Annotated in this window: 13 protein-coding genes; all 13 read left to right on the top strand. The window is 45.1% G+C overall.

The window, feature by feature from the left end:
- Nucleotides 1-22 precede the first annotated feature (22 nt).
- The 13 genes from BVI01S_RS14375 to BVI01S_RS23180 all read left to right on the top strand — a co-directional run bounded on the left by BVI01S_RS14375 (nucleotide 23) and on the right by BVI01S_RS23180 (nucleotide 11,226).
- Nucleotides 23-925, top strand: a complete 903-nt coding sequence (locus BVI01S_RS14375; RefSeq protein ID WP_082804749.1) for a DMT family transporter — start codon at nucleotides 23-25, stop codon at nucleotides 923-925.
- A gap of 157 nt (nucleotides 926-1,082) precedes the next feature.
- The gene (locus BVI01S_RS14380; protein WP_061810727.1) at nucleotides 1,083-1,934 is read left to right on the top strand and encodes a DegV family protein; all 852 of its coding nucleotides are present in this window, start codon (nucleotides 1,083-1,085) and stop codon (nucleotides 1,932-1,934) included.
- Nucleotides 1,935-2,124: 190 nt separating this feature from the next.
- Nucleotides 2,125-3,615 carry an ATP-dependent helicase ComFA gene (locus BVI01S_RS14385; protein ID WP_174523038.1) on the top strand — a complete coding sequence of 497 codons (1,491 nt, stop codon included), beginning with the start codon at nucleotides 2,125-2,127 and terminating at the stop codon, nucleotides 3,613-3,615.
- Nucleotides 3,605-4,306 (top strand): ComFC family protein, encoded by a 702-nt coding sequence (locus tag BVI01S_RS14390; RefSeq protein ID WP_061810729.1) that lies wholly within the window; start codon nucleotides 3,605-3,607, stop codon nucleotides 4,304-4,306. The genes BVI01S_RS14385 and BVI01S_RS14390 overlap by 11 nt, the downstream gene beginning before the upstream one ends.
- A 60-nt stretch (nucleotides 4,307-4,366) precedes the next feature.
- A complete protein-coding gene (locus tag BVI01S_RS14395; protein ID WP_061810730.1) occupies nucleotides 4,367-4,783 on the top strand; it encodes a TIGR03826 family flagellar region protein in 417 nt (138 codons plus the stop codon).
- A gap of 110 nt (nucleotides 4,784-4,893) precedes the next feature.
- Nucleotides 4,894-5,163 (top strand): flagellar biosynthesis anti-sigma factor FlgM, encoded by a 270-nt coding sequence (flgM, locus tag BVI01S_RS14400; RefSeq protein ID WP_369690890.1) that lies wholly within the window; start codon nucleotides 4,894-4,896, stop codon nucleotides 5,161-5,163.
- A 16-nt stretch (nucleotides 5,164-5,179) separates the two neighbouring features.
- The gene (locus BVI01S_RS14405; protein WP_061810732.1) at nucleotides 5,180-5,674 is read left to right on the top strand and encodes a flagellar protein FlgN; all 495 of its coding nucleotides are present in this window, start codon (nucleotides 5,180-5,182) and stop codon (nucleotides 5,672-5,674) included.
- 29 nt (nucleotides 5,675-5,703) lie between these two features.
- Nucleotides 5,704-7,281, top strand: coding sequence for a flagellar hook-associated protein FlgK (gene flgK / locus BVI01S_RS14410; RefSeq protein WP_061810733.1), 1,578 nt, complete (start codon nucleotides 5,704-5,706; stop codon nucleotides 7,279-7,281).
- Nucleotides 7,282-7,295: 14 nt separating this feature from the next.
- Nucleotides 7,296-8,201 carry a flagellar hook-associated protein FlgL gene (gene flgL / locus BVI01S_RS14415; protein WP_061810734.1) on the top strand — a complete coding sequence of 302 codons (906 nt, stop codon included), beginning with the start codon at nucleotides 7,296-7,298 and terminating at the stop codon, nucleotides 8,199-8,201.
- Between the two features lie 75 nt (nucleotides 8,202-8,276).
- Nucleotides 8,277-8,867 (top strand): DUF6470 family protein, encoded by a 591-nt coding sequence (locus BVI01S_RS14420; protein ID WP_061810735.1) that lies wholly within the window; start codon nucleotides 8,277-8,279, stop codon nucleotides 8,865-8,867.
- An 18-nt stretch (nucleotides 8,868-8,885) separates the two neighbouring features.
- Nucleotides 8,886-9,329, top strand: a complete 444-nt coding sequence (gene fliW, locus BVI01S_RS14425) for a flagellar assembly protein FliW (RefSeq protein ID WP_061810736.1) — start codon at nucleotides 8,886-8,888, stop codon at nucleotides 9,327-9,329.
- Between the two features lie 4 nt (nucleotides 9,330-9,333).
- On the top strand, nucleotides 9,334-9,555 hold the full coding sequence (gene csrA / locus BVI01S_RS14430; protein WP_061810737.1) for a carbon storage regulator CsrA: 222 nt from the start codon (nucleotides 9,334-9,336) through the stop codon (nucleotides 9,553-9,555).
- Nucleotides 9,556-9,711: 156 nt separating this feature from the next.
- Nucleotides 9,712-11,226 (top strand): flagellin N-terminal helical domain-containing protein, encoded by a 1,515-nt coding sequence (locus BVI01S_RS23180; protein WP_082804750.1) that lies wholly within the window; start codon nucleotides 9,712-9,714, stop codon nucleotides 11,224-11,226.
- Nucleotides 11,227-11,605: the final 379 nt, after the last annotated feature.

The raw sequence follows: 11,605 nt of genomic DNA on the forward strand, positions 1-11,605 counted from the left end.
ACAAAAGAGAGGGGGGAGCCAGTTGGCACGATTATACACCGCTCTAATCGGCTTAAGCCTGATATGGGGAATGTCTTTCGTCTTTATAAAATGGTTAGTAGAACCGGCAGGAGTGTGGGGGACGGTGTTTTTACGGTGTCTTGCAGGGGCACTCGTTCTTCTTCCGATCTTTTTCATACAGAGGAAACGAGAAGGGAAGAAATCACTTCCTTTATGGAAACTCCTGGTTGTGGGGATCGGCAATGCGGCTCTACCGTGGACCCTGATCGCCTTAAGTGAAACGCAAATCAACAGCAATACGGCTTCCATCCTGAATGCAACCACGCCGATTTGGACGGGATTGGTTGGGTTTTTATTCTTCTCGGTTGTATTGACGGGGTTTCAATGGATCGGGATCCTGGTCGGTTTCATCGGCATCCTCGTGCTGATGAACTTTGAAGTGAGCGGTATCTTCTCGTCTGATTTTGTCGGGGTGGGAACGATGATTTTGGCTACGATGAGCTACGCGTTTGCTTCTCAGTTCACGAAGAAATATCTGGCAGGAACGAGTGTAGTCGTCATCTCGACCTTTCAGCTGTTGATCGGGGCCGCGTTCGGGTTTGTCGGCATGATGATAACGGATCCCATCTCTGTCAGTGATTTAGCGTCAGGTGAGGTCATCCTCGGTATTCTTGGCCTGGGCTGTCTCGGGTCTGGTGTGGCGACGCTTCTGTATTTCTACATCATGACCAACGGAAGCCCCGAATTTGCCTCGACTGTGACATACCTGATTCCGGGTACGGCGATGATCTGGGGATTCGTGCTTCTAAGGGAACCCGTGACCCACAATCTCATCTTAGGCCTGCTCATCATATTCGCAGGGGTTTTCCTATCGTCCAGAAAATCAAAAAAAATCATCACATCCCTGCCGGCAGGGACGAGGTAAGACCTTTAATCAAACGTTTGTTTAGTTTCCGGGCATCGAAACTCCCTAGAAATTAATGCAAACCAACTTATTTTCATATAAAATGAGTAAGATACATAAGGTAGACTAACGCATAGCTCATGCGATTAAAAATAAAACATAAGGATGGTAATTCTATATGAAAACGGCAATTGTAACGGATAGTACCGCCTACATCCCGAAAGAATTGCGTGATCGACTCAACATACATATGATCCCTCTAAGCGTCATTTTCGGAGGAGAAACCTATCAAGAAGAAGTTGACATTACGGCAAGTGAATTTTACGAAGAAGTCAGCATCCAGGAAAAGCTTCCCACCACTTCACAGCCCCCGGTCGGAAAATTCGTCGAGCTGTTCGAGAAACTTTCCAAGGACTACGATGCCGTCATCTCCATTCACCTATCCAGCGGAATCAGCGGGACATACCAAGGTGCCGTGCAGGCAGGTGAAATGGTCCAGAGCATTAAAGTATACCCATACGACTCAGAGATCAGCTGCATGATCCAAGGCTTTTACGCCATCGAAGGGGCCAAGCTTGCCCGTGATGGAAAAACGGCAGAAGAAATCGTTGGATTATTGGACGAAATGAAAGAATCTGTACAAGCCTACTTCATGGTGGACGATCTTGCCCATCTGCAGCGCGGAGGACGGTTATCCCAAGCACAGGCCATCATCGGAAGCCTGTTACAGGTAAAACCACTGCTGCACTTCGTGGACAAAGTCATTGTCCCATTTGAAAAAATCCGCACAAAAAAGAAAGCATTAAAGCGGGTGGAAGGCATCCTTGAAGAAGCGGTGAAGTCCGGTGAAACCTATCAAGCTTCCATTATCCATGCCAATCGGGAAGACGAAGCGATTGAATGGAAAAACGAGCTCCAGGAGAAGTATCCGAACGTGGAATTCAATGTGAGTTACTTCGGTCCGGTTATCGGGACTCATTTAGGTGAGGGTTCGATGGGGATGGGCTGGGCTCGGAAGATGAGTAGGTAGGGGATTGGCTACTGATTTTTGATTTGTACCAGGTACAAATGACGTTTGATGTACCAGGTACAAACTTTGCTTAATGTACCTGGTACAAATTGGTCATCATGTACCAGGTACACACACTCCCGCACTCTCTAACGGTGGCAGGATTTTCAACCTCAAATGTAGAATACAACACTATCCAACATAAGGAGTGATGCAGTTGCGTTTTGCTTTAATGGATCACAGCTTAATCCCTGAACCTCTTTTAAAAGAACCTCACCCCCTTCTCCAAAAAATCTCGGAATTCACTTCCATTCCGCCTCAACCACTCAATCCAGCCTTTCAATTTTCAGCAGAACTGCAATCCTATCTAAGTGGACGGTCTTTATTAGTGGACGAGATCCCATTTTCAATCAATACTTTGCAAGAACACTATATGAATGGCTATGTCTCCTATGAAAAAGGTGTGGACGAAAGTCAATGTCATCGCTGTGGAATTAACAAACCTCATCTATTTTCCACCTTCAATTGTTCCAGATGCCACACCGAATGCACCTATTGCCGGAACTGCATCATGATGGGAAGGGTGTCTGAATGTACACCTCTCATAAGGTGGATTGGTCCAGAACCGGATTCTCCCCCGGGAACGTTCGACTGGACCGGTACCCTTTCACAGGCGCAAAAAGCTGCCTCGGAACAAATGAAAACTGCCATTCAAGCCAATAACGACCTTCTCGTATGGGCCGTATGCGGAGCCGGTAAGACGGAGGTGCTTTTCGAAGGAATAGATGAAGCCCTTCAGAAAAACAAGCGAGTTTGCATTGCCGCACCCCGTACAGATGTCATCCTGGAACTGTCTCCCCGCCTCCAAAAAGTCTTTCCTCAAACGGGAGTCACCACCCTGTACGGAGGCTCAGAGGAACGACATAGCTATGGTCAACTTGTTCTCTCCACTACCCATCAACTCTACAGGTACAAAGAAGCCTTCGATGTCATGATCATAGACGAAGTCGACGCGTTTCCCTATTCCTACGATTCCTCCCTGCAAGGGGCAGTAGAAAAAGCCAGGAAGCCCCAATCTTCCATCATTCACCTGACAGCAACCCCGGATCAGAAAACGCAACAGGAATGTGCCCGGGGAAAAAGAAACTTCATTGGAATCCCGGCCCGTTTCCACCGGCATCCGATTCCCCTTCCCAAGTTCGTCTGGTGCGGACTCTGGAAAAAACCCCTGAAGAAAAACCGTATTCCACCTGCACTGAAAAAATGGACTTCATTAAGGCTCCAGGGATCCAAACAAGCCCTGATTTTCTTTCCCACTGTCGAACTTATGCAAAAGGCCCTGCCTCTATTTCAAGACATGCATCCCCTCATTGAATCGGTTCACGCCGAAGATCCCAAACGAAAAGAAAAAGTAATGAAGATGAGACAGGGAGAAATTCCGATTCTACTCACGACGACCATTCTAGAACGGGGAGTGACGATTTCGAACATCGATGTGGCCGTCCTTGGGGCAGAAGAAAAGATTTTCACAGAAAGTGCCCTCGTTCAGATCGCCGGAAGGGTGGGGAGGAGCGCTGATTATCCAACAGGAGATATTGTGTATTTCCATTACGGCCGCACAAGGGAAATGATCAAGGCACTCCTTCATATTGACCAAATGAATAAAGAAGCGGAAAAAAGGGGGTTGCTTCATGGTCACTAACTGTTTGAATTGTAGTAGCGAAGTCAAAGAGGTGTGGTCGTGGAGGGGGTTATTCTACAGGGAACCCCAATTTCTGTGTCAGGAATGTAAGAGTCAGTTGGAAAAGATAGAAGGGGAGCGCTGCAGGGGCTGCTCCCGTTCGCTGGAGACACTGCCTTCCAATCTTGTAAAAGAAGAGATCTGCCTGGACTGCCATCGGTGGGAACTGGATCCCGAGTGGCGGGGAATCCTCCATAAAAACGTTTCACTGTATCACTATAATGATTTTCTAAAAGAATACTTGGCCAGATACAAATACCGGGGGGATTATGCACTGGTCAAAGCTTTCTCGCATAGTATTAAATCCTATCTTACAAAAATAGAATTTGACCACATCATCCCCATCCCCCTCAGCGATGAACGACTCTATGAAAGAGGGTTCAATCAATCTACCGCTCTACTGGAAGAAGCAGAGGTCCGTCCCTCACATATCCTCACCCGTTTGCATTCTGAGAAGCAGTCGAAGAAGACGCGTGCGGAGCGTCTTCGGCAGGTGCAGGTTTTTCGGTTGGGAGAGTGTGATGTGAGGGGCAAGTCGATTCTGCTGTTTGATGATATTTATACGACGGGGACGACATTGAGGCAGGCGGCAAAGTTACTGAAGGAAGCGGGGGCTGATGAGGTTTCTTCACTGACTCTCGCGAGGGGTTAAAGCAATCTCCACTTCTGCCGATATAAAGTGTAAGAGAAGCTTCACCGGGAGGAAACAGATATGTCAGAAATCATCAACTGTCCACGCTGCAACGCGATTTTTATGCAAAATAAGTTCCGTGATGTGTGTGACAAGTGTTATAGAGAAGAAGAAAGTATGTATGAGACCGTCTACCAATTTTTGAAGAAGCGGGAGAACCGCGCTGCAACCATGAATCGAGTTATTGAAATCACCGGGGTAGATGAGGAACTTCTATATAAATGGGTGAAAAAAGGCCGCATCCAGACGAGGCAATTTCCGAATATGGGTTATCCTTGTGATAAATGTGGGAAGATTATTGGGACGGGACGAATCTGCGGTGACTGTTCATCAGAGCTTGCCAGTGATCTGAAAAAGTTCGAAACCGAACAGGAATGGAAGAAAAAATCCCAGGAATCAGGTCAGAGAACATATTACACCATGAGAGAAAAGAACTAGTATCGAGTAAAATAAATGAGGAAGAACTAACCAGGCTCTATTACTAAACAAATCTCCTATGTATCCGATATACTAGGTAGAAACAATGGACGTGATGAAAGCGAGGGAACATGATGAAGATTAACTCTATTGGAAATCAGAACATCAATCCTTACAAGCGCAACCTGAATAAAATGGATGAGGTCGGGAAAGCTGGCAAACCGGCATCCGACAAAATCGAAATTTCTTCTGCTGCTAAAGAGATGCAGGAGGTTTCCAAACTCAGCAAAGAGCGTCAGGCGAGAGTAGAGTCTCTAAAAGATCAAGTTCAAACTGGTAACTACACTATCGATCCGAAAGCCATTGCTAAAGGATTAAAGAATTTCTATAACGGACAATAAAGGAGTGCGAACAAACATGTCAGCCACAAACCTTACAACAACACTTGAAAAACTCTATAAGCTGCACAAAAGTTTGTTCGACCTTTCTGTGAATAAAACGGATGTCATCAAAAAAGGTGATATGAGTGAACTTGATCGTGTATTGAAAGATGAACAGAAGCATTTGGCCGCCATTAATACGGTGGAGGCAGAACGACAAAGAGAATCCAGTCACTATCTTCAATCAAGGGGACTGGCTTTTAACGAAGCTCCTACGATCTCTCTGTGCATCGAGCACAGTTCACCCCAGGAACAAGAAGCGCTTGCCCATTGGCAGCAAAAACTGGTCGGTATCATCGGAGAATTGAAAGATCAGAATGAGCTGAATCAAAAGCTTGTCTATCAATCTCTTCAATTTGTGAATATGAATCTATCCATGACGCAACCACTGCCGGATCAATCCACCTATTCACGACCGAATGGTGAAAAGAAAGCGCCGGCAAGTCGATCCATCTTTGATTCGAAAGCATAGCACTTACTAATTGAAACGGAGGCAACACCATGCGATCCACTTTTATGGGCCTGGAAACGGCAAAACGAGGCATGTACACCCAGCAGGGCGCCCTTTATACAACCGGCCACAACATCTCCAATGCGAATACCCCTGGATATACCCGTCAACGTGTAAACTTTGAACAAACGACACCTTATCCTTCCCCAGCCATGAACCGTCCGCAAATCCCAGGCCAAATCGGAACGGGAGTCGAAGCCGGTTCGATTCAACGCGTGCGTGATTCATTCCTGGACATGCAGTACAGAGGCGAAAACCAAAAGCTTGGCTACTGGGAAACAAAAATGGAAGCGATGAAGAAGATGGAAGAGGTCATGAACGAACCATCCGATTCAGGCTTATCGAAAACGGTGGATATGTTCTGGCAGTCCCTTCAGGATTTAGCGGTTAACCCGTCCAATTCAGGTGCACGGTCTGTAGTCGTCGAAAGAGGGAAGGCTGTTGCTGAAACATTCAACTACTTATCCTCCTCTTTAACAAGTGTCCGTGGGGATTTGAAAAATGAACTGTCTGTCAGTGAAAAGCAAATTAACTCCCTGTCCAGACAAATCGATAACATCAATAAACAAATAGCCGATGTTGAACCACATGGCTATCTTCCAAATGATCTATACGATGAGCGTGACCGATTAATCGATGAACTTTCACAGCATGTTTCCATCCAAACGAGCTACCAATCTAATGGAGGAGCGTCGTCACCCATCGCAGAAGGTGCCGTCACAGTCACCTTGGTCGGGAAAGACGGAAACCTGGCCGTCAACCTCGTCGGCAAAAATGGCGTAAATGAAGTTAAGCTTACCTATGATGGACCTCAAAATTCGGTGGATTCAGTCGCAATAGGTCAACAAACACTCGATATCAAAGATTTCCTATCACAAGGTGAAGGGAAACTCAGAGCCCTGATTGATACATACGGCTTCATAAATAAAGACGGTGAAGCAGAGGGCTCCTACATGAGTATGCTGGATGAACTGGACAGCATGGCGTACGAATTCGCCAAAGCATTCAATGACCAGCATCAACAAGGGTTCACACCTGAACAGATGAATGATCCAAACTTTGATCCTGACACCGATACTCCGGATACACCGAAGTTCTTCCAGGATGCAATGAATGCCGCATCAGCTCTGGGTGGTGTGCCGAAAGCAGGGTTCGCGCAAAGAATCCAGGTAGCCGATGAAATGAGCAACCTCGATAACATCGCAACAGCCGGTGCAGATAATCCGACTCTCGGAGATGCATCCAATGTCCTGGCACTAGCCGACATCATCACAACCACTAAACTGCCTTACGGTGAAAAAGAAGCCTCATTCCAAGGGCACTTTGAATCCGTGATCGGAAAAATGGCCGTTGAATCACAAGAATCTGTAAGACTCGCAAGCAACTCTGGCGTACTAAGAGGAGCAGTGGACGAACGCCGAATGTCCGTCAGCGGTGTGTCCCTGGACGAAGAAATGACCGACATGATCAAATTCCAGCATGCCTACAACGCCTCTGCTAGAATGATCACACTACAGGACGAAATGCTCGACAAAATCATCAACGGCATGGGTACCGTTGGAAGATAGGCAGGTGAAATGATATGCGTGTTACTCAAAGTATGCTAACTGCAAACTCGATGAGGAATTTAAGTTCTTCTTATGGACGAATGGGTCAGCTGCAGGACCAGCTGGCGACAGGGAAGAAGATTACGAAGCCTTCGGATGATCCGGTTGTTGCGATGAAAGGGATGTTTTATCGTTCGAACCTGACAGGGATTGAGCAGTATAAGCGGAATTTATCGGAACTTTATTTGTGGATGGAGAACTCGGAGTCTGGTATTGAACAGGCGAATCAGGGATTGCAGCGTGTGCGGGAATTGACTTTGCAGGGGAAAAATGGAACATTGAGTCCGGAAGACCGGAAAGCTGTTGCGACAGAAATTGAACAGATCAAACAGGATCTTGTCAGTGTAGCTGAAACGAAAGTAGCGGGAAGATATATTTTTCATGGAACAGATGTTGGGAATTCTCCGATTAAGGATGGCAATCCTGCAGATGGAAGTGCTCCACAGGTCGCTGACAATTTAGGCAACAGTGCCATCGATTCTTATCCCGTAGAGGTTTCACAGGGCGTTTCTTTAAAAGCCAATGTTAATCCCAATAAGGTCTTTAACCAGAAACTGTTCGACACCGTCCATAACATTCAAAAAGCATTGGAGTCAGGAGATGATTCAGCCCTTGATACAGAGCTTGAGAATTTGGATAATGTCATGAACACGTTATCAGCAGAACGTTCAGAACTTGGTGCCCGTTATAATCGTCTAGAAATGGTAGACGACCGACTGGGTCAACAGGAAGTAACGGCGAATCGGATTCTATCTGATAATGAGGATGCAGACATCGAACGCGTCATCACAGACTTGAAAACCCAGGAAAGTGTCCATCGGGCTGCACTCAGCGTCGGTGCCAGAATCATTCAGCCGACACTGATGGATTTTCTACGATAAAAGCAAGGGGGCTGACCCTTTAAGGTGTTTTGTCACCTTAGGGTCTAGTCCCTTTTTATATGGAGGTGAGTATGTGTGAACGTTCCACAAATAAGATTGCAGTCCACGTCAGCAGCCATTAGCATCCGGACGACTCCAGGCCGTATGGACATTGAACAGCCACCGGCAGAATTGGATATCCAGCAGCCACAGGCAAAGATGGAAATTGAGCGTACGTCTTCCAAGCTAACCATTGATCAAACCGAGGCACGGGCCGATATGGATTTGAAGTCGGTGCGCCGCAGGATAGAAGAATATTCCCAACAAGGATATGAAGACTGGGTGGCGGGACTTGCCCGTGTCGCCCAGGACGGGGATGAACTGATGATGATTGAGAATGGCGGAGGTGCGATTGCCGCCCAGGCTAAACGAAACAGTGAAGATTCGATGTATGAGTTTAACATAGGATGGATTCCATCTGCAGGAAGCGTTAAAATCAGCTATCACCCCGGAAGTGTCAAAGTGAACGTTGAACCGCAAAAAGTGGTGAATAACTCTCGTCCTCAAAAGCCCAATATACAGTATACTCCAGCCCAGGTGGATGTTAGCTTGAAACGATACGCAGACTTACAAATTGATTTTGCAAACTTAAAACACGTCGGTATTAACTACGAACAAGAAATATAGAATGAAGGAATGAAGCGGATGAAAATCAATACGAAATATCATGGAGAAATAGAAGTGGAGTCGGAAGACATTTTGACATTCGAACACGGGATCCCTGGGTTTGGAGAGGAGAAGCAGTTTGTATTATTGCCACTTCCGGAGAATGAGTGGTTTCATATCTTGCAATCTGTGAAGACTTCTCAGCTTGGGTTTGTGGTGACAGATCCGTTTGTGTTTTTTAAGGATTATGATTTTGAGTTGGATCAGTCTAGTGTGGAGTCTCTTGGGGAGCCTTCCGAAAAAGAAGTGCAGGTGCTTTCTATTCTTACTGTACGAGAGACGCTTAATGAATCTACAGCTAATTTACAGGCACCTATCATTCTTAACCTAGCACATCGCAAAGGAAAACAAGTCATCTTAACCAACTCAGACTACCAAACCAAGCACCTGATCTTTGCTCAGACTGCAGGAAAGAAGGGGTGAGGGGATGTTAGTACTGACAAGGAAAACGGGAGAAAGCATTCAAATTGGGGATGACATTGAGCTAACGGTCATTTCTGTAAAAGGAGATCAAGTGAAACTCGGGATCAATGCCCCAAAGAACGTAGATATCCATCGGAAAGAAGTCTATCTCTCTATTCAGGATGAAAACACCGAAGCTTCCAAAGGAATCGACAATCTGTTTAATCTTTTGCCAAAAAATGATTAATTATTTTTCTGAAACTATTAAACACTAGTCGAAACGACCGATAATAGTATTGTAAGCAATGAGGAGAAGGGCGGCCGACCTTTGTGACTTGTTGCAAACTAAAAACTAGATAGTTCACATGGATGTGGGCTTATTTTCAAGGAGGAAATTTAAGTTATGAGAATTAATCATAATATTGCGGCTTTGAATACGTACCGTCAATTAAATAGTGCTTCTACAGCACAAGGTAAATCTATGGAGAAGTTGTCTTCAGGACTTCGCATTAACCGTGCTGGAGATGATGCTGCTGGTCTTGCAATTTCAGAAAAAATGCGTGGTCAAATTAGAGGCTTAGACCAAGCATCTCGAAATTCACAAGATGGTATCTCAATGATTCAAACTGCTGAAGGAGCTCTTAATGAAACGCATGATATATTACAACGCATGCGTGAGTTAGCAGTTCAAGCTGGGAATAGTACAAATACAGCAGATGATAGAAAAGAAATTCAAAATGAGGTTAATCAACTAACTTCAGAGATTAATAGAGTAGGCAATACTACAGAATTTAATACTCAAAAATTATTAAATGGTGGAGAAACCACTGGGAAACTTAATAACTTTACAATTGGGACTCAAAGTATTCAGAGTGCAACAGCTGAGGGTTCAGCAGATTTTGGTGGAACAACAGGATCTGTAACAGCTTCTGCTGTAACTGATGGAGATACAACTTTAAATGGTTATAAAATTAAGTTTGCTAAATCTGGTACTGCTGCAGATCCTTTAGCCGCTACAATAAATACTGGCACAAAAGAGATTACAGTTGCATGGGGAGACACAAATAAACCTGCTAGTTGGGCTGACGTAAATACTGCAATTAAAGCCGCTACTGATTTAGAACCAACAATCACTACAGATGTAACTTTAACAGCGGGAACATTTGCAGAAGGAGATTTGGACACTAAACAAATTTCTTTGAGTGGTGGTGTAACTGAACAACTTGGTAGTTCATCATTTACTATTTCAAATAATTTAGTAGCTGGAGAAACTATCACAATTTCAGGTCAACAGTTTACTGCTGTTAAAGGAACAGCGGATGCTAGTAGAGGTCAATTCAGTATAGATACTAGTACCGATGCTGCAGCGACTAGTCTTGCGGCAGCCATTGATGCAAATTCAACCTTAGCTGGAAGATTTGACGCTGCAGGTGCCGTGGGATCAACCATTACCCTTACTGAAAGCTCTGGTCAAGCAACTGGGGTTGATTTAGCCAAACCATCGGTTGGATCGAATTTAGGGTTTAAATCAGACTTGCAAATTGGTGCAAATACTGAGCAGAGCTTCACTGTACAAGTTGACGATATGCGTGCATTAGCATTAGGTATAACAGGAGGCGCTGCTGGAACTGTAACAGTGGATGGGAAAACTGCTTCATATACATCATCCTTGAAAGTTACAGATGGTACAAATAGCACTGGTTCTGAAGCTGCTCTAGATGTTTCAACACATGAAAATGCAACTGCTGCTATTACAGTCATCGATAGTGCAATTAAGACTGTTTCTTCTGAGAGATCGAAATTAGGATCATATCAAAACCGTTTAGAACACACGATCAATAACCTAAACACTTCTTCTGAAAACCTAACTGCAGCGGAATCACGTATCCGTGACGTAGATTATGCTTTAGCTGCCTAAACAGTGACAAGCACAGTCGTCCTGGCTGGTAACGGCCAGTGATTATTATTGGGTGAATTGCTGGAAACCCCTTAGAGCTTTTCTTGCCACAACGTAGTTGGAAACGACAAGCGTAAAGGCTTTAACAAAAGAAAAGATTGGGCAATCAGCAGCCAAGCTCCTGTCTTGAAAGAGTGGAGAAGGTTCAACGACTAGGATAAACCATCTAAGGCGAAAGCTATGGTGATGAAATCCGTAGGTGAAACAATGGTCATCAGCATTGTGAATCCGAAGTGCCCAACCCCTACTTTTTATAGAGGGTGAAGATATAGTCTGGTCATTTATGAAAGTAAATGTTCGCACGATGGCGAAAGAAATGATGAACCAAACGAAGAATTCT

The organism is Rossellomorea vietnamensis NBRC 101237 (genome assembly GCF_001591825.1).
In the GTDB taxonomy this organism is placed as follows: Bacteria; Bacillota; Bacilli; order Bacillales; family Bacillaceae_B; genus Rossellomorea; species Rossellomorea vietnamensis.

Excerpts from the sequence above, each read along its gene's own strand:
- BVI01S_RS14380 (WP_061810727.1), top strand. The coding sequence starts at position 1,083 with ATGAAAACGGCAATTGTAACGGATAGTACCGCCTACATCCCGAAAGAA.
- BVI01S_RS14385 (WP_174523038.1), top strand. The coding sequence starts at position 2,125 with ATGCAGTTGCGTTTTGCTTTAATGGATCACAGCTTAATCCCTGAACCT.
- BVI01S_RS14390 (WP_061810729.1), top strand. The coding sequence starts at position 3,605 with ATGGTCACTAACTGTTTGAATTGTAGTAGCGAAGTCAAAGAGGTGTGG.
- BVI01S_RS14395 (WP_061810730.1), top strand. The coding sequence starts at position 4,367 with ATGTCAGAAATCATCAACTGTCCACGCTGCAACGCGATTTTTATGCAA.
- flgM (WP_369690890.1), top strand. The coding sequence starts at position 4,894 with ATGATGAAGATTAACTCTATTGGAAATCAGAACATCAATCCTTACAAG.
- BVI01S_RS14405 (WP_061810732.1), top strand. The coding sequence starts at position 5,180 with ATGTCAGCCACAAACCTTACAACAACACTTGAAAAACTCTATAAGCTG.
- flgK (WP_061810733.1), top strand. The coding sequence starts at position 5,704 with ATGCGATCCACTTTTATGGGCCTGGAAACGGCAAAACGAGGCATGTAC.
- flgL (WP_061810734.1), top strand. The coding sequence starts at position 7,296 with ATGCGTGTTACTCAAAGTATGCTAACTGCAAACTCGATGAGGAATTTA.
- fliW (WP_061810736.1), top strand. The coding sequence starts at position 8,886 with ATGAAAATCAATACGAAATATCATGGAGAAATAGAAGTGGAGTCGGAA.
- csrA (WP_061810737.1), top strand. The coding sequence starts at position 9,334 with ATGTTAGTACTGACAAGGAAAACGGGAGAAAGCATTCAAATTGGGGAT.
- BVI01S_RS23180 (WP_082804750.1), top strand. The coding sequence starts at position 9,712 with ATGAGAATTAATCATAATATTGCGGCTTTGAATACGTACCGTCAATTA.